The 22032-nt window shown below is 73.6% G+C and carries 13 protein-coding genes; 7 read left to right on the forward strand and 6 right to left on the reverse strand.

The window, feature by feature from the left end; genetic code table 11:
* The first annotated feature begins 11 nt into the window (after positions 1 to 11).
* Complete coding sequence (locus AC3EQ1_RS10395) at positions 12 to 2297, forward strand: endonuclease (protein WP_432094023.1); 2286 nt, start codon at positions 12 to 14, stop codon at positions 2295 to 2297.
* Positions 2298 to 2434: 137 nt separating this feature from the next.
* Here AC3EQ1_RS10395 and AC3EQ1_RS10400 read toward each other — a convergent pair whose 3' ends face one another.
* Positions 2435 to 3241, reverse strand: a complete 807-nt coding sequence (locus AC3EQ1_RS10400) for a thioesterase family protein (RefSeq protein WP_432094024.1) — start codon at positions 3239 to 3241, stop codon at positions 2435 to 2437.
* Positions 3242 to 3543: 302 nt separating this feature from the next.
* Here AC3EQ1_RS10400 and AC3EQ1_RS10405 point away from each other — a divergent pair, with 302 nt between their 5' ends.
* The 3 genes from AC3EQ1_RS10405 to AC3EQ1_RS10415 all read left to right on the forward strand — a co-directional run bounded on the left by AC3EQ1_RS10405 (position 3544) and on the right by AC3EQ1_RS10415 (position 8155).
* Complete coding sequence (locus AC3EQ1_RS10405; protein WP_432094025.1) at positions 3544 to 4236, forward strand: FadR/GntR family transcriptional regulator; 693 nt, start codon at positions 3544 to 3546, stop codon at positions 4234 to 4236.
* Entirely contained in the window at positions 4236 to 6665 is a 2430-nt protein-coding gene (locus AC3EQ1_RS10410) for a GMC family oxidoreductase (RefSeq protein WP_432094026.1), read from the forward strand. Before AC3EQ1_RS10405 ends, AC3EQ1_RS10410 begins: the two co-directional genes overlap by 1 nt.
* A gap of 827 nt (positions 6666 to 7492) precedes the next feature.
* The gene (locus AC3EQ1_RS10415; protein WP_432094027.1) at positions 7493 to 8155 is read left to right on the forward strand and encodes a CAP domain-containing protein; all 663 of its coding nucleotides are present in this window, start codon (positions 7493 to 7495) and stop codon (positions 8153 to 8155) included.
* Between the two features lie 189 nt (positions 8156 to 8344).
* Here the strand turns inward: AC3EQ1_RS10415 and AC3EQ1_RS10420 are convergent, their stop codons facing one another.
* Positions 8345 to 10297, reverse strand: a complete 1953-nt coding sequence (locus tag AC3EQ1_RS10420; RefSeq protein WP_432094028.1) for a propionyl-CoA synthetase — start codon at positions 10295 to 10297, stop codon at positions 8345 to 8347.
* A gap of 170 nt (positions 10298 to 10467) precedes the next feature.
* On the opposite strand from AC3EQ1_RS10420, the gene AC3EQ1_RS10425 reads away from it, so the two are divergent.
* Positions 10468 to 12552 carry a transglycosylase domain-containing protein gene (locus AC3EQ1_RS10425; RefSeq protein WP_432094029.1) on the forward strand — a complete coding sequence of 695 codons (2085 nt, stop codon included), beginning with the start codon at positions 10468 to 10470 and terminating at the stop codon, positions 12550 to 12552.
* Positions 12553 to 12780: 228 nt separating this feature from the next.
* Here AC3EQ1_RS10425 and AC3EQ1_RS10430 read toward each other — a convergent pair whose 3' ends face one another.
* Positions 12781 to 14070, reverse strand: a complete 1290-nt coding sequence (locus tag AC3EQ1_RS10430; RefSeq protein WP_432094030.1) for a polysaccharide deacetylase family protein — start codon at positions 14068 to 14070, stop codon at positions 12781 to 12783.
* Between the two features lie 129 nt (positions 14071 to 14199).
* On the opposite strand from AC3EQ1_RS10430, the gene AC3EQ1_RS10435 reads away from it, so the two are divergent.
* Entirely contained in the window at positions 14200 to 16881 is a 2682-nt protein-coding gene (locus AC3EQ1_RS10435) for a SpoIIE family protein phosphatase (protein ID WP_432094031.1), read from the forward strand.
* Between the two features lie 40 nt (positions 16882 to 16921).
* On the opposite strand, the gene AC3EQ1_RS10440 is transcribed toward AC3EQ1_RS10435, so the two are convergent.
* A complete protein-coding gene (locus AC3EQ1_RS10440) occupies positions 16922 to 17707 on the reverse strand; it encodes a DUF427 domain-containing protein (protein ID WP_432094032.1) in 786 nt (261 codons plus the stop codon).
* Positions 17708 to 17999: 292 nt separating this feature from the next.
* The gene (locus AC3EQ1_RS10445; protein ID WP_432094033.1) at positions 18000 to 19223 is read right to left on the reverse strand and encodes a threonine synthase; all 1224 of its coding nucleotides are present in this window, start codon (positions 19221 to 19223) and stop codon (positions 18000 to 18002) included.
* A gap of 247 nt (positions 19224 to 19470) precedes the next feature.
* Here AC3EQ1_RS10445 and corA point away from each other — a divergent pair, with 247 nt between their 5' ends.
* Entirely contained in the window at positions 19471 to 20565 is a 1095-nt protein-coding gene (gene corA, locus AC3EQ1_RS10450; RefSeq protein WP_432094034.1) for a magnesium/cobalt transporter CorA, read from the forward strand.
* Here the strand turns inward: corA and AC3EQ1_RS10455 are convergent.
* The gene (locus tag AC3EQ1_RS10455; RefSeq protein ID WP_432094035.1) at positions 20507 to 21949 is read right to left on the reverse strand and encodes an MFS transporter; all 1443 of its coding nucleotides are present in this window, start codon (positions 21947 to 21949) and stop codon (positions 20507 to 20509) included. The genes corA and AC3EQ1_RS10455 overlap by 59 nt on opposite strands.
* Between the last annotated feature and the right edge of the window lie 83 nt (positions 21950 to 22032).

Raw genomic sequence — 22032 nt, forward strand, 5'->3', positions numbered from 1 at the left:
AGGAGGCGGCTGTGATTACCGCGCAGCGCCCGGCGCAGGCGCAATCCGACCATCTCTCCCGCGTCGAGGAGACCCGCCGCCGCTATGACGACCGCGCCACGGAGCGGGAGCGGAGCCGCGAGGCACTGGACCGCCGCGGCGTCCTGTACGCGGACACTCCGGAGCGGGTGAACAAACGTCTGGCGCGGCTGGGTGTGGACTGGTCACTGGCCAGCGCACTCGACCGGACTCCCGCTCGGGCCACCACGGGCAGCAGCCTGCCCCTGGAACCGGAGAGTTTCGGCGCCGACGTCCTCGGCCTGGAACGCCTCATGGGCCGGAACGATCTGATCGAGGTCCGGTTCCTGCAGGCCGGATACCTGGCGGGACGGTCGATCGGGCGGGTGACGGTCCGCGGACGCGAGGCCCACCACGGCACCGGCTTCATGGTGTCCCCGTCCCTGCTGATGACCAACAACCATGTGCTGCGCACCGCGGAGGAGGCGAGCCGCGGGATCATCGCCTTCAACTTCGAGGCCGGGGTGACCGGCCGGCCGCTCGCCCCGGTGACCTTCGACCTGGAGCCGGAACGGTTCTTCGTCACCGACCGCGCCCTCGACTTCTCGCTGGTCGCGGTGGCCGGGCGGGGTCCGGACGGCGTTCCGCTCGACTCCTTCGGCCATCTGCGGCTGAGCGAGGCGCAGGGCATGGTCATCCTGGGCGAACTGGTCAACATCATCCAGCACCCCAACGGCGAGCCCAAGCAGCTGGCCCTGCGGGAGAACCAGGTCGTGGACCTGCTCGAGATGTTCGTCCACTACGACACCGACACCGCACCGGGCTCGTCGGGCTCGCCGGTCTTCAACGACCAGTGGGAGGTCGTCGCCCTGCACCACTCGGGCGTTCCGCGGACCGACACCGCGGGGAACCTGCTCGCCGTCGACGGCACCCGCTGGACACCGGAGATGGGTGAACAGCGCCTCGCATGGAAGGCCAACGAGGGTGTACGGATCAGCCGGGTGCTGGACGCGCTGCGGCAGTTCCCGTTGAGCACCGCCGCCGCCGAGCTGCGGGAGCAGGTGTTCGCGGCCAATGGCGGACCGCTTCCGGAGGAGGGCGCGCCCTCCCCGTCGACGAGGCCCCCGGCCGCGGCAACGGCATCCACGGCGCACGGCACGGACGGCTCGGCCGGCAACGGGAAGGCCCCGTCGGCGCCTCAGGCGACCGCCGCCGGTCCGGCAGTCGGTGCGGCCCCGGGTACCGCCCCCGTCACCGCGGGCGGCGTCACGCAGTGGACGGTTCCGCTGCGGATCAGCGTGGGCGTCGGCCCGTCGGCCCCCGGGATCTCCGTCGCCCCCGGGCCCGTTCCGCCGGCGGCCGCGGCGGCACCGGCCGCCGGACCGCCCGTCGGTGCCACGCCCGCGGCTCCCCCGGTGGAGCTGAACGGGCATCGGCCCGCCGACCAGGACGTCCATGCCGCGCTGGTCAATCTGGAGGCCGGCCGGACCCGCCCGTACTACGAGGCCGAGGAGGACCGGGCCGCGCGCGAGGCGTACTACGCGGACATCCGGACCACCTCCGCCGCCGGGCTGCTCCGCGCCCTGGCCCGGCTGCTGGAGTCCACCCACGAGCGCCGGCCCGCGTACAAGCCGATGCGGATGGTCTACCCCTGGGTGGATCTCCACTCGGACCTGCGCCTGCGCAGCATCTACTCCGGGAAGAGCTTCTCGCCGGAGGAGTTCATCCGGGCGGACGCCGCCGCGGAGGACGCCCGGATCGGGCGCTGGGAGGAGTTCCTGCGGCGCGAGAGCGCCCCGGATCCGTCCGCGCTCGGTGCCGAGCTCGACGCCCTGGAGGCCGCGCTGCCGTTCAACTGCGAGCACGTGGTCCCGCAGTCCTGGTTCGGCAAGGACGAGCCGATGCGCGGCGACCTGCACCATCTGTTCGCCTGCGAGTCGGGGTGCAACAGCTTCCGCGGCAACATCCCCTACTTCGACTTCCCCGACCGGGAGGAAGCCGTACGGAACGACTGCGGACGCCGGGAGACGAAGAAGTTCGAGCCGTCGGCGGGGAAGGGCACGGTGGCCCGCGCCACCCTCTACTTCCTGCTGCGCTACCCGAAGCTCATCGGCGACGCCGAAGGCGAGTTCCCGCAGGAGCGGCTGGACCTGCTGCTGGCCTGGCACGCCGAGGACCCGGTGAGCGACTACGAACGGCACCGCAATGCGGCGATCTTCGAGATCCAGGGCAACCGGAACCCGCTGATAGACAACCCGCGGTGGGCGGAGGAGATCGACTTCAGCACCGCCTGGCCGTGAGCGCCGCCGGGCGCGGCGGGCCGCGACGGAGTGGCCCGTTACGGAGTGGCCTGTGAACGGAGTGGCCCCACCGGCGGCCCGCAGGGAGGCGGTGCCGCCGGTCGCGGGCGCTCCGGGGGTTCGGGGGTCAAGGCCCCTCAGCCGCGCGGTCCCACGAACAGGCTCTGCGCGCTCCGGCCGATGGGCCCGTTCTCGTCGTGCAGCGCCGCCTCGGCCAGGCCGATACCGGCCGCGTCCACGCTCGTCCGGGCATCCACGCACACCCACTCCCCCACCGGGTGGCGGTGCAGATGGACGGTCAGGTCGGGGTTGACGAAGAGCTGCGACCGGAAGTCGAGGACATTGCTGATGCCGTTGCCGGAGTCGGCCGCCAGCAGGACCCGCTCCAGGCCCCCGGTCCGCTCCCCCGCGATCAGCGGCACCCGGGGCCGCATCCAGCAGGTGGCCGGGCCGTTCTCGACGAACTCCCCTGCGGTGAACCGGAATTCCATCGCGGTGTGGTAGCCGGTGTCCCAGGGGACCTCGAAGAACGTCCTGGTGCCCGCCTTCTCGGGAGCGGGCACCTGCGGCCCGGGAACCACGGCCGGTACGCAGTCCTCGGCCGTCCGGATCCGTACCGCGGTGGCGCGCATCACCGTGTCACCGCCCTCGGGCGTCAGGGCGAGCTCCAGCAGCTCCACGCTCCGGCCGGAGCGGGCCACCCGGACCTCGACGGCGAGCGGCGTGATCGGCACGGGGCGGATGATCTCGTAACTGATCCGGACCAGCCGCATGTCCTCGCGCGCACCGGTCCGGCGCTCGGCCGCCCGGGCGAGGAGCGCGGCGGGCGGCCCCGCGTGCTGGGAGTCCGGGTCCCACGGCCCCCGGGTGCACTCCGTCGGCGCGTACCGGCCCTCGGAGAGCGGCTCGAAGAAGGCGTCCGGAGCGTCGGACGGTGCTGCCATGGCTCAAATCCTCCCCGCGTACGACCTGCCGGAGGAGGCGCCGTGCCCGCACCGGCCGCTGGCGACCCGCCAGGTTACCTATCAGTAGCAGATGGTGCGAGGTCCGGACCACCCATCACCCTGATCCACCCGTCGCCCTGATCCACCCGTCCCCCTGATTCCCCCGTCGGCCCGGTCCACCCCTCGTCGACCCGATCCGCCGGCCGGGCATGGCACACCCCTTGCCGGGCGCGGGAGTTGGTGGTTCAGTGGCTCATCCACTGAGCCACTGAACCATCCGCTCTCGGCCATCGAGGAGAACCGTGGAGACCCTGCCGCGCGAGACCGTCGTCGACGTCCTGGAGAACCGGCTGCGCGAGGACATCCTCACCGGCCGGCACCCCACCGGCAGCTATCTGCCGCCCGAGCGGGAACTCGCGACCGGCTACGGCGTGACCCGGACCACCCTCAAGCACGCGTTCGGCCGGCTGGTCCACGCGGGGCTGCTGGAGACCCGGCACGGCGTCGGCACCCGGGTGCGGGACTACGCGCGGCTGGGCGGGGCGGACCTGCTGCCGATGCTGGTCCGGCACAGCCCCGACTGGCTGGGCGAGATCTTCGAGGTACGGCGTTCCATCGGTGCCCTGATCGCGGCCCGTGCCGCCTCGCAGCGCACCCCGGCCCAGCTCGCCGAACTGCGCGACCTGCTGGCCGCGGTGGCCGGCGCCGAGGGCGGGGACCCGGCGCAGCTGGCGGACGCCGAGGTGCACCGGGCGCTGGCCCGGGCGACCGGCAACCGGGTCTACACGCTGCTGACCAACACCCTGTTCAACGCCTACCTGCCGGTGCGGGCGCATCTCGTGGAGCCGTTCCGGGACCCGGGGGCGGCGCACGCCCGGCTGGCCCCGGTCGTCGAGGCCGTCGCGGCGGGCGACGCCGGCACGGCGCGGACCGCGGCCGACGCGTATCTGACCGCCACCGAGCGCATCATGCTCGATGCGCTGGGCGCCGCGTGATGGCCGCCCGCGGAACGGAGTTCACCGAGACCATGACCGGCTCGGTCCGCCTGCGCGGCGAGGACCGGGACCGGCCGGTGCGCCTGGACCTCGCCGTGCGGACGGCCACGCTGCTGCTGCCGCACCGGACCACCGAGGGACGGCTGACCGGCCGGGTGCGGATCGCGGGACGGGCCGACGACCGGGCGGCCCGGGGCACTCTGGAGATCTCCCCGCTGGCCCGCCGCCGGATCCGGTACCGGATCGACTTCACCGCGGACGGCCGCCACCGCCTCGACGGCTGGAAGTCGGTGTCGCCACTGCGGCCGCTGACGTCGCTGACCGTGCTGCCGTTCACCCTGCTGACGGACGGGGCGCCGACCGGGCGGGGAACCCTGCGCTTTCCCCTGGCCACGGCGCTGCTGCCGTTCCTCGCGAGCTTCCGCTTCCCGCGCGCCGGGGAAACCGCCGGTGCTGGAGAGACCTCCCGCTCCGGAGAGGCCGCCGAGCACGGCGCACGCGGAGGTGGGCGACCGGTGAGCCGCGCACTCGACGGTCTCGTCGCCGCCCTGCTCGCCGACGACGGCGGGACGCCGTGGGCAGGGCGCGTCCCCGCCCGGCTCGGTGGCCTGCTCGACGCCATGCCCGGGCCCGCCCGCGCGGGGGTGTTCGGCGCGGCGGCGGCGCTGGACGCGTACGCCGCGGTCCGCACCGGACGGCGGCTGTCCGGCCTCACCCCGGCGGAGCGGGAGGCGCTGGTCGGGCGGGTGGCGGGCCGGCCGGCCCTGCTGCCACTGCTGGACGCGCTCAAAGTCCCGGTGATGCTCGCCGCGGGGACCGAGCGGATGCTCGACGAGAGCGGCACCGGCCACGCGATGGGCGGCGGCCACGGGGCCGGCGGCAGCGCCGGAAGCACCGTTCCCGCCGTACCGCCGCCCGCCGACCCGCCGCTGGACTGCGTGCCGTCGGCGCAGTGGCCGGACCGATCCACCGCGGATGTCGTGGTCATCGGTTCGGGGGCAGGCGGCGCCGTCGCGGCCCGTACGTTCGCCCGCGCGGGGATGCGGGTCGTCGTTCTGGAGGAGGGCCGGCACCACACCACGGCGGACTTCGGACGGCGGGCGCCGCTGGACCGGTTCGCGGAGCTCTACCGGGACGGCGGCGCCACCGCGGCCCTGGGCAACCCGCCGGTGCTGGCGCCGGTGGGCCGTGCGGTGGGCGGCACGACGGTGGTCAACTCCGGCACCTGCTACCGCACTCCGGAGCGGGTACTGACCCGCTGGCGCGAGCGGTACGGGCTTCCGCTGGCCGACGCCGCGGCGTTCGCCGCCCACCTCGACGCCGTGGAGCGGACCCTCCGCGTCGCCACCCAGCCCCTGGACGTACTGGGCGGCAACGGCCGCACCGCGCTCCGCGGCGCGGAACGGCTGGGCTGGACGGCCGGACCGCTGCGCCGCAACGCCCCGGGCTGCCGGGGCTCCTGCCAGTGCGTGGTGGGGTGTCCGACCGGGGCCAAGCAGAGCGTCCAGCTCTCGGTGCTGCCCGACGCCTGCGCGGCGGGCGCCCGGATCGTCACCTCGGCGACCGTTCAGCGGGTGCTCACCGACCCCGACCTGCCGGGCGGGCCGCGCGCCGCCGGTGTCGCAGCGCGGCGGCCGGACGGCACGCGGTTCGAGATCCTCAGCCCGCTCGTCGTCGTCGCGGCCGGCGCCCTCCAGTCCCCGCCGCTGCTGCGCCGCTCGGGCCTGGGCGGCCATCCGGAGCTGGGGCGCAACCTCGCGGTCCACCCGGCGGCGAGCGTCGCGGGGCGCTTCCCCGAGCCGGTCACCGCGTGGCAGGGGGTGCTGCAGAGCGTCGGCGTGGAGGAACTGCACCACGACGGCATCCTCATCGAAGCGACCGCCGAGCCGCCGGGCATGGGCTCGTTCGTGCTGCCCGGCGTGGGCCGCGCCCTGCGCCGGGAGCTGGAGGGAACCGGCTCACTCGCCACCCTCGGCGCGATGATCGCCGACCGGCCGTCGGGCCGGGTGCTGGGCCGCCGTCGCGGCCTCGTCCGCTACCACCTCGACCCGGGGGACGGCGCCCGGCTGCTGCGCGCGGTGGACGCGATGGGTGAACTGCTCTTCGCCGCCGGGGCCGAGGAGGTACTGACCGGCATCCCGGCCGCACCCCGGGCCCGGTCCCGCGAGCACCTGGGCGAGCTGCTGCGCGGGGTGACGGCACGGCAGTTGCACCTCTCCGCCTTCCACCCCACGGGTACGGTGGCCCTCGGCGCCGACCCGGCGACCGCCCCCGCGGACCCGCAGGGGTGGCTGCGCGGGGTGCGGGGCGTCCTGATCGCGGACGGTTCCGCGCTGCCGAGCTGCCCCGAGGTGAATCCGCAGCTCACCATCATGGCGACGGCCCTGGCACTGACGGAGGCCGCGGCGGCGGACGCGGGAAGGGCGTGAGGGCGGACTGCTGAGGGGCGTGAGGGGCCGGCTGGGTTCCTTGGTGCTGTCTCGGCGCGTACGGACGCGGCCGAGGCCGGTCGGCGGTCGGCGGTCGGCGGTCGGCGGTCGGCGGTCGGCGGTCGGCGGTCGGCGGTCGGCGGTCGGCGGTCGGCGGTCGGCGGTCGGCGGTCGGCGGTGAACGCACACCGATCCGGTGGAATTCCGCAGCCGCGCAGACCGCTTCGCCACACAACAGGCAGCGGAATCACGCCAGGATGCCCGCCCCACAAGTAAAGACATCCGTCGCACCGGCGCACGCAATATCACACCGGAACGCCTGCTCTTGACAGTGCGTATCACTACGAGAGCAACTTCCGCGGATCGCGAATGAAATACACCTGAATTCACACCGACTCCCGGACGAGAAGGACACATCCGGCGCGCACCCATCTTTCAAGGAGGGTGAACGATCACGTTCCGGCGGTCTAATAAGTTGCCCCAGTGCACCATAGCCGCTGGTCAGACGGGATTCGGCCGGTCGAGCTGGACAGACACCGGAATGACGGGGGCGGACAGAAGGAAGGGGGGAGCCGCCCGGCGCCGGATTCCACACCCGGAGGCCGTGCGGAATTCCTCACCCTCCCCCGCCATTTCGGCCCCGAACGCAGGCTTCACCCTCCCGGGGTGGCGGAGTACCGCGTTCCTCTTGGTACGGTAATCCGGTCCCCGCGAGGGGCTGTTGCAGACCCGGACACACCCCTGCCCATTGCGGGCCATGTGCTTCTCGGGTCGCCATGCCGGCCCGCGTGGGAATCCCTTCCCCCCACCCCATGGAGTCATTTCGCATGACAGCACCACAGCCTGGTTCCCCCGCCGGATCGCGTTCCCGTGGCGCCCACCGGCGCCGCATCCGGATCGTGCCGATCGCCCTGGCTGTCGCGGCCGGAACCGTCGCCGGAACGGTGGCCGTGCTGTCCTCGGACGACGGCGCGAACGCCTCCACCGAGTACGGCCGACCCGACGACCGGTCCACCGCCCCGCACACCGTCGCCCCGGCGGACGGCGCGACCCCGGCGGCGGAGCCCACCGCGGAACCGTCCGCGACGAAGCAGCGCAGCCGCGCGGCCCGTTACGAGGCGGAGATACTCCGGCTCGTCAACAAGGCACGCAAGGAGCACGGCTGCGAGCCGCTGCACAACGACAAGCGGCTGGCGAAGGCCGCCCGGCTGCACAGCGAGGACATGAAGGCCCGCAACTTCTACGCCCACACCGCTCCGGGCGGCGGCCCGGACCCGAAGGAGCGGATGGAGGCGCAGGGCTACGAGGACGCCCACGCGGAGAACATCGACGCCTGGGAGCGGACACCCGAGGGCGCCTTCCGGGCCTGGATGGAGAGCCCGGGCCACCGGAAGAACATCCTCAGCTGCTCCTCCAAGGCGAGCGGCGTGGGCGTCGCGATCGGCGGCAAGCTCCGGGCGTACTGGACGCAGGACTTCGGCTACAAGTAGCCGCGCCCGGCAGCCGCTTCCCCGGCTGCCCTGACGCCACGGGCGTACCGCGGCCGTGTCGGCGGTACGCCCGTGGCAGTGCGGTTCAGTCCTGCCCGGAGGCCCCCGTGGTGCCGCGCCCCTCCTTCAGGCGGACAACGCGCGGCCTCAGGAACGGACAACGCCCCGGCCTCTCCCGACGCCGTGTGGCTACGCGCCGGAGGTCTTCCCCGCGCCCGGTTCACCGCCCGGCCGGAGCACCTCCCGCAAGGCGTCGAGTACCGCCGGGTCCTCGATCGTGGACGGCACCGGCTCGTCCCGGCCCTCCGCGAGGGAGCGCATGGACTTCCGCAGGATCTTGCCCGACCTGGTCTTCGGCAGTCCGGCTACCACGTCCACCTCCTTGAACGCCGCCACCGGGCCGATCTCGGAGCGCACCGCCGCGACCAGTTCGGCACGCAGTTCGTCCGGGTCGTACGCGGCGCCCGCCTTGAGCACCACCAGACCGCGCGGCACCTGGCCCTTCAGGGAGTCCGCGACGCCGATCACCGCGCACTCGGCCACCGCGGGGTGGGCGGCCAGGACGGCTTCCATCGACCCGGTGGACAGCCGGTGGCCGGCCACATTGATCACGTCGTCGGTCCGGCCCATGACGTAGAGGTAGCCGTCCTCGTCCCGGTATCCGCCGTCCCCGGTGAGGTAGTGGCCCTCGAAGCGTGACAGATAGGAGCTGATGTACCGGTCGTCGTCGCCCCAGAGCGTCGGCAGCGTCCCCGGCGGCAGGGGGAGCCGGATGCAGATCGCGCCTTCGGTGCCGGGCGGCACCTCGGCGCCCTGCTCGTCCAGGATCCGTACGTCGTAGCCCGGCACCGGGACGGTCGGCGAGCCCGGCTTGACCGGCATCGGGTCCAGGCCCCGGAGGTTGGCGGCCACCGCCCAGCCGGTCTCGGTCTGCCACCAGTGGTCGATGACCGGGACGCCGAGGATGTCCGCGGACCAGTGGTAGGTCTCGGGGTCGAGCCGTTCGCCGGCCAGGAAGAGGGTCCGGAAGCCGGACAGGTCGTGGCCGGCGAGCAGTTCGCCCCGCGGGTCGACCTTCTTGATCGCGCGGAGTGCGGTGGGGGCGGTGAAGAGCGCCTTCACCCCGTGCTGGGCGATCACCCGCCAGAACGCCGCGGCGTCCGGGGTGCCGACCGGCTTGCCCTCGTAGAGCACCGTGGTCGCGCCCACCAGCAGGGGTGCGTAGACGATGTAGGAGTGGCCGACGACCCAGCCGACGTCGGAGGCCGTCCACCACACGTCGCCGGGGCCGGTGTCGTAGACGTTGGCCATCGACCAGGCCAGGGCGACGGCGTGACCGCCGTTGTCCCGCACCACGCCCTTGGGCCGTCCGGTGGTCCCGGAGGTGTAGAGGATGTAGAGCGGGTCGGTGGCGTCGACCGGGACGCAGGGCGCGGGCTCGGCGGCGGCCATCGCCTCGTCCCAGTCGAGATCGCCGTCGACCGGGTCGGCGCGCAGCTGTTCGCGCTGGAGGAGGATGACGCGGTCGGGCCGGTGGCCGGCCAGCCGCAGCGCCTCGTCGACCATGGGCCGGTACGCCACGAGACGGCCGGGCTCGATCCCGCAGGAGGCGGTGACCAGCACCTTCGGCCGGGCGTCGTCCACCCGGGCGGCCAGCTCCCGGGGGGCGAAGCCGCCGAAGACGACGGAGTGCACGGCGCCGAGCCGCGCGCAGGCGAGCATCGCGACGGCCGCCTCCGGCACCATCGGCAGGTAGATGACCACTCGGTCGCCGGCTCCGACGCCCTGCTCGCGCAGCACCCCGGCGAACCGGGCCACCAGGTCGCGCAGCTCGGCGTAGGTGTACGAGCGCTGCTCCCCGGTGTACGCCGAGTCGTGGATCAGGGCGGTGCGGTCGCCGTGGCCGGCCTCGACGTGCCGGTCGAGGGCGTTGTGGCAGGTGTTCAGGCGCCCGTCGGGAAACCAGCGGTACAGGGGGGCCTGTTCGCTGTCCAGCGCTCGGGCGGGTGCCCGCTCCCAGTCGATCGCCCCCGCCGCTCCCAGCCAGAACCCTTCGGGGTCGCTCAGACTGCTGCGGTAAGTGTCCCGGTAAGTCGCCACGTTGCTGCTCCTGGTCGCTCGGCTGTGAACAGTCTCGCTCATGCGTCGCTCGTTCGTCCGAACCGAATCGGGGGTCCGGGGCGGGGCGGCCACGTCGGCCGCATAGGCTGACACCGCCGTGGGGGGCAGGGGGCGACCGGGTGGTCGCATCCGGACAGTGGGGGGATCGTGCAGGTCGGAACAGGGATCACTGTGGGTGACGGTGGTCGGTCATGAGCAAGCATCGGCGTAAGCAGCCGTCCACCGGGGTGCGCGGGGAGGCCGTGCGCCGGCTGCGGAGCGGCGTCACCGCTGTCGATGAGAAGTTCCCGGCGGTCGCCCGGCTCGTCCGGCGGATGCGCTGGGAGTATCCGCGGCCGGGCCGGAAGGGCTTCCGCCGCTGGGTGCCGTCGTGGCGGCAGGTGCTGGCGGTGGTGGGGACCAGCACCGGCGCGCTGACGCTGTTCATCGGCTACGCGTACTCGCAGGCGCGCATACCGGAGAACCTCAACTCGTTCGCCACCCAGCAGGACAACATCTACTACTGGGCCGACGGCACCAAGATGGCCCGGACCGGCTGGGTCAGCCGGCAGGAGATGCCGCTGGAGAAGGTGCCCGAGGACGTCCAGTGGGCCGTGCTGGCCGCCGAGAACAAGACGTTCTACACCGACTCCGGGGTCTCCCCCTCGGGCATCATGCGCGCCGTGCTGCGGATGGGCACCGGGGGCAACACCCAGGGCGGCTCCACCATCACCCAGCAGTACGTGAAGAACGTCTATCTGGACCAGGACCAGAACTTCTCGCGCAAGCTCAACGAGATGCTCATCGCCATCAAGCTGGACCAGAAGATGAGCAAGAAGGACATCCTGGAGGGCTACCTCAACACCAGCTGGTTCGGCCGCGGCACCTACGGCCTGCAGCGCGCCGCCCAGGCGTACTACGGCAAGGAGGTCTCCGAGCTCAACGCGAGCGAGGGCGCCTTCCTGGCCTCGCTGCTCAAGGGCGCCGCGCTGTACGACCCGGCGATCAGCAAGGCGAACCACCGGCGGGCCGAGGAGCGGTGGAGCTGGGTGCTCGACCGGATGGTCGACATCGGCAAGCTGTCCGCCGCGGAACGGGCCGAGTACACCACCTTCCCGGAGCCCCGGGCACGGCCGCGGGCCACCGACTCCAGTGGTCAGAGCGGCTATCTCATCGAGATGGCCAAGGCCTACGTCAGCAAGAACACCGCGGTCTCCGACGCCGAGTTCGACCTGGGCGGCTACCAGATCTACACGACCTTCGAGAAGCAGCGGGTGGACGCGCTGACCCAGGCCGTGAAGAAGGTGCGGAAGAAGCTCGACCCGGACCGCCGGTCCGTCGACGAACACGTCCGGGTGGGCGCCGCCTCGGTCGCTCCCGACGGCCGGATCCTGGCCGTGCACGGCGGGCCGGACTACCTCAAGCAGGGGCTCAACGACGCCAACGCGGTGACCGTGCCGGCCGGCACCTCGTTCACGCCGTTCGTGTACGCGGCGGCCCTGGAGGACGGTGTCCGCCGCGAGCGGGAGGGCAGCAGGACGCCGGTCTCCCCGGAGACCGTCTACAACGGCGACGACAAGATCTCCGTCCGCACCCCCGAGGGCCCCTACTGGGACCGCAGCGGGAAGATCGTGAAGGGCCGCAACGAGGGGGAACGGTCCTGGGGCCGGATCCCGCTGCGCAAGGCGATGGTGCATTCGGTCAACACCCCGCTCATCCAGCTCGGCATGGACGTCGGTCTGGACCGGGTGCGCCGGACCGCGACCGCTGCGGGGCTGCTGCCGGGCAGTTTCGGCCCGCAGGTGCCGGCCTTCTCGCTCGGCAACTCCACGCCCAGCGCGATCCGGATGGCCAGTGCGTACGGGACGTTCGCGTCGAACGGCCGGCACACCGAGCCGTACTCGGTGCGGCGGGTCACCCGCAACGGCGACACCGTGCCGATGCCCCGGCCGCGGGCCGAGCGGGTGCTGGACAGCGGGGTGGCGGGGCAGGTCACCGACGCGCTCCGGGGCGCCGTCCAGGAGGGCACGGCGCAGCGGGCCAAGGCGCTCGGGACGGAGGTCGCGGGCAAGACCGGGACCTCCGAGGAGAACAACTCCGCCTGGTTCGTGGGGTACGACAGCAAGGTGTCGACGGCGGTGTCGGTGTTCCGGCTGGAGCCGCGGACGCTGCAACTGCTGCCGCTGGACGGTCTGGGTGGCGCGCCGAAGGGCACCTCCGGCAGCAGCTATCCGGCCGAGATCTGGACCGACTACATGAAGGCGTCGGCCCGGCGCCAGGCGGCTGCCCGGTCCTGACCGCTCGCGCCTGCTGCCGCGCGGCCCGTTCGGGGCGGCGCGGCAGCAGGTTCCGGTCCCGGGGGCCGGCCGCAGCGAGCGGGATCCGGCGGCTGCGGCCGGAGGCCTGTCCGGCGCCGACGGTCCGGCGCCCCGTGCGGCGCCCACGGCCCGGCGCCCGTTCGGCGGCAGCGGTTCAGGGCTGTCGGGCGGCGTCCGTCCGATGCCGGCGGACGGACGCCGTCCGGGTCAGCGGGCGAACCGCTTCCAGTCCGGTTCCTGAGCCGGGTCCAGGGCGCGCAGCTGGTCCAGGACCTTGGGGTCCTGGGCGTCCAGCCAGTCCGCGAGCTGACGGAAGGACACGCACCGCACACCGTCGCGGTTGCACACGTCCTTCATCACGTCCTCGACGGCCCGCATGTAGATGCCGCCGTTCCAGTCCTCGAAGTGGTTGCCGATGAACAGCGGCGCACGGCTGCCGTGGTAGACCCGCTCGAACCCGTTCAGATAGCCCTGCCGGGTCTCCCTCTCCCACTGGTCGTACTTGGCCGGGTCGCCCTCGGTGCTGTCGCCGGACTGGTTGAAGAGGAAGTTGAAGTCCATGGATAGCACCTGGACTTCCTTGTCCGGGTACGGCAGCAGCTGGAGCGGGAAGTTCCAGATCCCGTCGGTCTTGGAGGGCCATATCTGGAAGTCGCCGGAGGAGCTGGCGTCGTACCGCCAGCCGAACGAGCGGGCCGCCTCGAGCAGGTTCTTCTGGCCCTCCAGGCACGGGGCCCGGCCTCCGGCGAGCTCCTCCTCGAAGTCGAAGGGCAGCGGCGGGAGGTCCTTGAAGCCGGTGTTCGTCTTCCAGTTCTCCACGAACGAGTAGGACTGGCGGATCTCGCTCTTCCACTCGGCGGGGGTCCAGTCGCCGCCGCCCTTGGGGCCGCAGAAGTGGCCGTTGAAGTGGGTGCCGATCTCGTTGCCGTCCCGCCAGGCCCGGCCCACCTGGTCCAGGGTGGTCCTGATGTGGTCGTCGGTGGCGAACGAGATGGCCGCCGAGCCGGGGTCGTGCCGGGGTGGCCGGTACAGCGTGCGCTGCGACTTCGGCAGCAGATACATGCTGGTGAGGAAGAACGTCATGCTGGCGTTGTTCTCCTTGGCCACCTCACGGAAGTGGGAGAACAGCCGGTCCTCACCCTGCAGGGCGCCGTCCCAGGAGAAGACGACGAACTGCGGCGGTTTCTGTCCCGGTTTCAGGCGCTTCGGCTTCGGCTGGCGCGGCTGCGGGCCGGTGTACGAGGTCGAGCCGTCGCCCAGGACCTTCACCTTCCCGTCCCACTCCCGGGCCCGCTTCTGCTTCGCGTGCTGCGATCCGGCCTTCCGCCGGGCCTCCGCCCCGCCGTGCCCGGGGGCACGGGAAGCGGAGCCCGCCACGGGCTCGGAGTTGTCATCCGACGGGCTGTCAGCGCCGGAGGACGCCATGACCAGCGCAAGCGCGACCACGCCCCCCGCCATGGCCACAGCCACCGGGCGGTGGGCAATCCTGACCTTCAAACTCGTTCCCCCCCAGGGACACGCACAGACGTACTGACCCCAGTATCACAGTCGGATTATCGTCACCGCTTGTGTCCCTCTCCGTCCGGATCGATTCTGTTAGTAACGAACCCGGGCTGAGCTGGTGCCATGAGTGCATGGAATGCGGCCGAAAGCATCGATTTCCGCGGCCCCCTCGATGTCACGAGGGCGGCCACGGCGGTACTGGACGGCCAGGACGTGGTCATCGGGTGGAGTCCCGCGGCCGAGGAACTGCTCGGCTACCCGCCCCATGAGATCCTGGGACAGCCGCTCGACACCGTGCTGGTGGGGCGGCTGGCGCTGGAACCGGCACCCGGCGGACGTGTCGGTCCGATGTGCCGCACCGAGGGCCGGGTCGCCCGCCACCACGACGGCCATGTGCTGACGGTCGCCACCACCCTCTGCGCACTCGCCGACGCGGGAGCGGGCCCCGCACAGATCCTGGTCGCCACCGAGCTGGGCTCGCTGCGCCACTGGGACGCCCGCCAGGCGATGCTGCACGGTCTGGCCACCCGGTCGCCCATCGGACTGGCCATCTACGACACCGATCTGCGGCTGGAGTGGGCGAACGCCGCCTCCGGCCGGGAGCTCGGGGTGCCGTTCGGGGACTGCGTGGGGATGCACGCGGGCGAGCTGTACCCGGGTGGTGAGGTGCTGTCCGAGGAGTACCCGCCCACGCTCGAGCTGGTGATGCGCTACGTCCTGGCCACCGGCGAGCCCGTCCTCAACCTCCTCTTCCGGGGCCGCCCGCCCAACGACCCGGACCACCGCCACGTCTGGTCGTGCTCCTACTACCGGCTGCAGGACGCACACGACCAGCCGCTGGGGGTGTGCGAGGACGGGGTCGACATCACCGACCGCTACCGCGACCAGGAACGGCTGGACCTGATGGTCCGGGCCGGAAGCCGGATCGGGACGACGCTGGACATGACGGCCACGGCCCGGGAGATCACCGAGGTGGCCGTGCCCCGGTTCGCCGACTCCGTCGCGGTCGACCTGCTCGAAGGCGTGCTGCAGGGCGAGGAGCCGCACCCGGGGGACGGGCCCGTACGGACCCTGGTCCGCGTCGCCGAGCGGTCGGCGCCGCCGGACGGGGAGCGCGGGAGCGCAGGGGGCTGGTACGCGGCGGGCGGGGACGGGAGCGGGGTGACCGGTGACGGGGAGGTCGGGGCCGGGGAGCCGGCGGCGCGTCCCGTCAGCTACCCCGCGGCGTCCCCGCAGGCCCGCGGCCTCACCTCGGGGCGGGCCGTTCTGGAGAACGGCGCGGAGGGCGCGGGCGGCGCGCAGGCGGCGGTGGAGGGGGCTCGTCCCACAGGCGGGGCCGCGACGGCGGACGGGCCGGGGGCGGAGGCGCGGACCGGCGCGGCGGAGGGGACCGGGAAGGCAGAGGGGACCGGGAGAGCGGAGGAGGCCGGGCCGCTGGAGGACGCCGGAAGTCCGGAGGAAGCGGGGGCGGCGGCGGGGACGCCGTCCTGTCTCGTCGTGCCGATGCGCGCCCGCGGCACCACCCTGGGGCTGGTCACGCTGGGGCGCGGGGCGGGTTCGGCCCCGTTCGACAGCGGTGAGCTGATCCTCGCCGACGAGTTGGTGGCCCGCACCGCGGTGTGCATCGACAACGGCCGCCGCTACACCCGGGAGCACACCGCGGCCGTCACGCTGCAGCGCGATCTGCTGCCGCAGCACCTGCCGCCGCAGTCGGCGGTCGAGGCGGCCTACCGCTATCTGCCCAGCGACGACCTGATGGGGGTGGGGGGCGACTGGTTCGACGTGATCCCGCTGTCCGGGACCCGGGTCGGGCTGATCGTCGGTGACGTGGTGGGCCGCGGCATGCACGCGGCGGCCACGATGGGCGGTCTGCGGACCACGGCCCGGGCCCTGGCCCGGCTGGACCTCGCCCCCGACGAGCTGCTGGCCCGCCTGGACGACCTCTTCGTCCAGTCCACCGAGGAACCGGCGGCGCAGCCGCCCGGCTCCCCCGGTCCCGCCGAGGACACCGGGGTGACCTGCCTGTACGCCGTCTACGACCCGGTGTCCCGGCGGTGCACCATGGCCCGCGCGGGGCATCTGCCACCCGCCGTCGTCGACCGCGACGGGGGCTTCCACCTGCCGGACGTCCCGGCGGGGCCGCCGCTGGGCCTGGGCGGCCTGCCCTTCGAGAGCCTGGAGACCGAACTGCCCGAGGGCAGCCTCATCGCGCTGTTCACCGACGGCCTGGTCCGGACGTACGGCCGTGATGTGGACGACGGGCTGAACCGGCTCAAGGGGGTGCTGTCCGAACGGGAGAGCTCACTGGACGCGCTGTGCGACCGGACGCTGGAGACGCTCCTCCCGGACGGACCGACGGCGGACGACGCGGCCCTCCTCCTGGTCCGCACCCGCGCGCTGGGCAGCGGCCAGGTCGCCGAGCGGGAGCTGCCCGCCGACCCGGCGGCGGTCGCGCAGGCGCGCGACCGGACGACGGCCAAGCTCACGGAGTGGGGGCTGGAGGAGCTGGCGTTCACCACGGAGCTGGTCGTGAGCGAGCTGGTCACCAACGCCATCCGGCACGCCGGCGGGCCGGTCCGGCTGCGGCTCGTCCGGGACCGGACCCTGATCTGCGAGGTCTCGGACGGCGGGCACAGCTCGCCCAACCTCCGCCGCAGCGCGAGTGACGACGAGGGCGGCCGGGGGCTCTTCATCGTCGCGCAGCTCGTGCACCGCTGGGGCACCCGTTACACCCCGTCCGGGAAGACGATCTGGACGGAACAGCTGCTGCCCTCGGCGGACCGGCGGCTCCGGGAGGCGGCGTGAGGACGGTGGCCGGCGGGGTCCCGGCGGGGCGGTGGCCGGTTCAGGGGCGCCGGCCGCTGAAGACGGTGACCGGGCGTTCCAGCCGCTCCCCGTCGACGACGAGGTCCACGGCCTCGTTGTAGAAGCACACCAGGTCCCGGACTGCTCCCGCGGCGACCACGGGCTCCGGATAGGTCCAGGCCACATCGGTCAGCCCGGGGCCGCCGCGGGACCAGGACCAGTACCGCGCGACGCCCTTGTACGGGCAGCGGGTGCGGTGGTCGGTGGGGGTGAGCAGATCGAAGCGGACGTCCTCGCGCGGAATGTAGTAGCGGACCGGGAGGCCGGTCTCGAAGAGGAGCACCGGCCTGCGGGTCTCGGCGACCGGGACCCCGTCGATCTCCACCCGGACGTGGCGGCTGCTGGGCAGCGGGTCGACCCGGGCGTGCGGGTCCCGGGGGTGGACGAAGATCTCCTCGTCCTCCTCGTACCAGTGGTCCAGGACCTCGCGGCCGAACCACTCGAAGGAGATGTGCCCGGCCAGATCCTCCCCGGGGAAGGTCCAGGCGGCGTTCGCGGTCACCGCGCCGTCGAGGTGGAGGTCGTAGAAGACCGTCGCCCCGCAGTGGGCACCGGTGTCGGGCCGCCGGGCGTCGCGCAGCAGGTCGGTGCGGACCTCGCTCCCGGGGAAGGTGTAGCACGGCACCGGAAGGTCCGGTTGCCAGACCAGGACGGGATGGCGGCTGTCGACGACCGTGGTCCCGCCCTTGGTACCGCGCACCCAGCGCTCACTGGGCTCCCAGTGGAGCGCGCCGCTCTTCCGGATGGTGTCCGTTCGGATGGTCATGTCCGTCACCTCGGCCGGTGGGCGCGGTCCGCTCGGCGGCCCGCGGTGGCGGCCGGTGCGGTGCCGTTCGCCTCGTACAGCCGACGATAGTGGCCGGAGCGGGGGCCGTCCTGCCGCAGGGCCCGGAGGCATCACGAGCGCCCGGCCGTGCCGAGCGCATCCCGCAGCCCAAGACCGGGACCCGGGATCCGGCACCCGGCACCCGGCACCCGGCACCCGGCACCCGGCACCCGGCAGGACGCCACCCCGGCGGCGGGACCGCTCGCGCCGCGGTCCCGTCCCGGGGCCGGGCTCACACCGGCAGGCCGGCCTTCCGCAGCCGCGCCGCCACCGCGTCCCAGTCCGGGCCGACGGGCTCGGCAGCTGCCTCGCCCACCCCGCGGTCCTTGAATCCGCTGGAGGTGGAGACGCACACCACCGGGCCGCTCCGGTCGCCCAGGCCGCGCAGCCCGGCGAGACCGGCCGCGGCGGACAGCTCCGGCCACAGCCCCGACCGGGACAGCTCGGCCTGGGCGGCGGTCAGGGCCGCGTCGTCGACCAGCAGCGCGTCGCCGCCGCTCTCCCGGACGGCCACGGTGCCGCGGACGCCGCCGACGGTGCAGTCGATCGCGTAGGCGCCGGTCGGGCCCGACGGGACGGTGAGGGCGGGGCGGCCCGCGCGGAGGGCGGCGTGCAGCGGTCCCCCGGCGGCGGGCTCGCAGCTGTACACCCGCGGGGTCCGGTCGGCCAGGCCGAGCCGTACCAGCTCCGCGAAGCCCTTCCAGATGCCGAACAGCAGCTCGCCGTACCCGGTCGGCACGAACACGGCTTGCGGTACGCCGAGTTCGGTGAAGATCTCGTAGGCGACGGTCTTGTAGCCCTCGGGGCCGAAGGCGTGTCCGGTGTGGGACTGCGGTGTCAGGTTACTGACCGGGTGGTAGCCGAGCCGGTCGACGATCCGCCGCAGCAGCGGCCAGCGGGCCTCCGTCGGCACGGGCAGCACGACGGCGCCGTAGGCCTGCAGGAAGGAGCGCACCGCCGGGGGCGCGTCCGCGGAGCACAGCACCACACAGCGCAGACCGGCGCGGGCCGCGTAGGCCGCCGCGGACGCGCCGTGGTTGCCGGAGGAGGCCACCACGATGCCCTCGGCGCCGCTCCCGACCGCGGCGCTCGCGGTGCAGCGGTTCAGCCGGTCCTTGTGGCTCCAGGTGGGATTGCGCGACTCGTCCTTGATGTAGACGCCGTCGCCCAGGTCCACCAGCGGAGTGCCGCCCTCGGCGAGGCCGGGGGCGGCCAGCGGAGGCAGCAGCGGCGCCCAGCGTTCCAGACCGCCGCCCGCGGGGACGCAACTCGCGGCCGCGCGGTCGAAGAGGTTCCGCGGCACCCGGCCGTAGGCGTAGTCCACCTCGACCGGGTGGGCGACCTCGTCGGTGCCGGTCCGCGGGCAGCCGCTGGTCAACGGCGGCCACAGCGGGTAACTGACGGACGGATCTCCCAGTGAGCGCTGACCGGTGGCCAGCGAATCCCCCAAATTCATGATCGTGCAGTGTAGTTCGTACGACGGGCGGCTTCGTATGACCGGCGGCCTTGCGGACCGCTCCGCTCCGCGGGTGACGAGGGCCACGCCGGGAGAGGCCTCCGGGTGGGATTCGGAGGACTCCGGCGGGACGGCGGACGGTGGCCGGCCTTGAGGCCGAGCTGTCCCCGGGACCGCCTTCGTGGGTAGGGTCCGCCGGAGCCGGACCACGCCCTGCCCGGCCGGAGGAGCACGAGGAGCACAGCGCATGTCGATGATCCGCACCCTACGGAAGGCCGTGCGCCTTCCCGCAGCCCGGCGGAAGGTGGACCTGAGCCACCCGGTCCGCTCGCCGCTCGGCAGTGCGGTCGTGAACTGTGTGGTGTACCTGGACGGGGTGCGGCAGGTGGGCGACTGCCCGGCCGAGGAGGCGGTCGAGCGGGTGCGCAAGGCAGGGAACGGCTTCGTCTGGCTGGGCCTGCACGAACCCACCGAGGAGCAGTTCGCCGGGATCGCCGAGCTGTTCGGGCTGCACCCGCTGGCCGTCGAGGACGCGGTCCACGCCCATCAGCGGCCCAAGGTGGTGCACTACGACGACACGCTGTTCGCCGTCTTCAAGACCCTCTGTTATGTCGACCACGCCGAGCTGACCGCGACCAGCGAGGTGGTGGAGACCGGCGAGATCATGGTGTTCACCGGACCCGACTTCGTCATCACCGTCCGGCACGGCCGCCACGGCTCGCTCGGGCCGCTCCGCGAGGGGCTGGAGGCCGCGCCCGACCAGCTCTCCAAGGGCCCCTCGGCGGTGCTGCACGCCATCGCCGACCATGTGGTCGACGACTACCTCGAGGTGACCGCCGCCGTCCAGGACGACATCGACACGGTGGAGACCGAGGTGTTCTCCGCGGAGCGCACCAGCGGAACCGACGCGGGGCGGATCTATCAGCTCAAGCGGGAACTCCTGGAGATCAAGCGGGCGGTGGCCCCGCTGGGGCGCCCGCTGGAGAGCCTGTCCACCCGGCCGGGGCCGCTGGTCGACCCGGACATCCAGACCTACTTCCGGGACGTCAGCGACCACTTGGCCCGGGTCAACGAGCAGATCTCGTCCTTCGACGACCTGCTCAACTCGATCCTGCAGGCCCATCTGGCCCAGGTGACGGTGGCGCAGAACGAGGACATGCGCAAGATCACTTCCTGGGCCGCGATCATCGCGGTGCCGACCATGGTGTGCGGCGTCTACGGCATGAACTTCGACTACATGCCCGAGAAGCACTGGACGTTCGGCTATCCGCTGGCGCTGGTGGTCATCGTGGTCGCCTGCTTCGCCATGCACCGCGGGTTCCGGCGCAACGGCTGGCTCTGACCGCCGGCCGGACGAGCGCGGCGGCGCAGAGCAGACATCCGAGGAGCGCCCAGGCCGGTGCCGTCCCGGCGGCCACCGGGTCCGTGGCCGGGCCGGACGGCAGGCCGAGCCCGGCGGCCAGCGTGACGGCGCTCTTCGTCACCCCGGAGGCCGCTCCCGCCCGTTCCGGCGGGACGAGCGCCTGCGTGGCCGTCAGGGTCAGCGCGTTGGCGACCCCGAGTGCCGCGCCGCAGACCGTGGCGGCGGCGAGGAGGCCCGGCAGCGCACCGGCCGGGCGCAGCAGGACCAGCGCGGCGGCCGCGGTGGCCAGGCACGCCGCCATCGCCGCGACGGCCCGCGCCGGAGGGATCCGCCCGGCGACCGGGCCCGCGAGGGCCATGGCCGCGGACGGGGCCAGGAACGCCGCTCCGGCGGCCGTCGGGGACAGCCCCTGCACCTCCTCCAGGAGCTGGGGCACCACGAACAGGAAGGCGCAGGTCGCGGTGTTGGCGGCGGCACCCGCCACGGTGAGCACCAGGTAGGGCCGGTTCCGGAAGAGTGCGGGGTCCACCCACGGGTGGGCCGCGGTGCGCTCCCGGCGCACCAGGACGACCGACAGGATGACGGCCACGGCCAGCAGGGCGGCGGCCTCCCAGGACGCCCAGCCCCGGGCCCGTCCGCGGTCGAGGGCTCCAGCAAGCGCCGCCACCGCGGCCGTACCGGCGACCGGGCCCAGCCGGTCCAACGGCCGGCGGCGGGCGCCCCGGGACGGTCCGGGGTCGCGGGACTGCGGCAGGTGCCGGGGCTCCGGCAGGGCGCGGGGCTCCGGCAGGTGTCCGGAGTCCGGCAGGCCGCGGGCGAGCAGCGCCGCGGCAGCCGCGGGCAGGACGGCCGCCCAGAACACCGCCCGCCAGGACAGCGCTTCGGTGAGTGCCCCGCCGACCGCCGGGCCGCAGGCCGTGGCGATGCCCGCGATGCCCAGCGCACCTCCCGTGGCGCGTGGCCGGAGCCGCGGCGGATGGACGGTGGTCAGCAGCGCCAGGCCCGCCGTCATCAGCAGCGCCGCGCCCGCGCCCTGCAAGACCCGGGCCACGATCAGCGTCACCGGGGACGGGGCGAGCCCGCCCCCGGCCGACGCGGCCGCGAAGAGCGTCAGCCCGGCCACCAGCATCCTCCGCCGGCCGAACCGGTCCGCCAGTCCGCCCGCAGCGGGCATCAGCGCACCGGCCGCCAGCAGATACGCGCCGACCACCCAGGACAGCCCGTCGCCCCCGATGCCGAAGTCCCGGCCGATCCGGGGCAGGGCCGGATTGAGCGCGAACGCGTCCAGCTGAACGGCGAACACCCCCAGGGACACCGCGGCGAACGCCCGCCGCCGCAGCACACGACTGCTCGGCACCGTCATCGGTCACACCTCTCCCGCCGCCCGGGGGCGGCACGTCACGGACGGCGCGCCCGCGCGTCGGCGGGGCACCGCAAGGAACCGTG

This window comes from Streptomyces sp. bgisy100 (assembly GCF_057709105.1).

Bases quoted from the DNA above. Each gene is read 5' to 3' on its own strand.
- AC3EQ1_RS10400 (WP_432094024.1), bottom strand. From the start codon at position 3,241: ATGGCAGCACCGTCCGACGCTCCGGACGCCTTCTTCGAGCCGCTCTCC.
- AC3EQ1_RS10410 (WP_432094026.1), top strand. From the start codon at position 4,236: ATGGCCGCCCGCGGAACGGAGTTCACCGAGACCATGACCGGCTCGGTC.
- AC3EQ1_RS10415 (WP_432094027.1), top strand. From the start codon at position 7,493: ATGACAGCACCACAGCCTGGTTCCCCCGCCGGATCGCGTTCCCGTGGC.
- AC3EQ1_RS10420 (WP_432094028.1), bottom strand. From the start codon at position 10,297: ATGAGCGAGACTGTTCACAGCCGAGCGACCAGGAGCAGCAACGTGGCG.
- AC3EQ1_RS10425 (WP_432094029.1), top strand. From the start codon at position 10,468: ATGAGCAAGCATCGGCGTAAGCAGCCGTCCACCGGGGTGCGCGGGGAG.
- AC3EQ1_RS10435 (WP_432094031.1), top strand. From the start codon at position 14,200: ATGAGTGCATGGAATGCGGCCGAAAGCATCGATTTCCGCGGCCCCCTC.
- AC3EQ1_RS10440 (WP_432094032.1), bottom strand. From the start codon at position 17,707: ATGACCATCCGAACGGACACCATCCGGAAGAGCGGCGCGCTCCACTGG.
- AC3EQ1_RS10445 (WP_432094033.1), bottom strand. From the start codon at position 19,223: ATGAATTTGGGGGATTCGCTGGCCACCGGTCAGCGCTCACTGGGAGAT.
- corA (WP_432094034.1), top strand. From the start codon at position 19,471: ATGTCGATGATCCGCACCCTACGGAAGGCCGTGCGCCTTCCCGCAGCC.
- AC3EQ1_RS10455 (WP_432094035.1), bottom strand. From the start codon at position 21,949: ATGACGGTGCCGAGCAGTCGTGTGCTGCGGCGGCGGGCGTTCGCCGCG.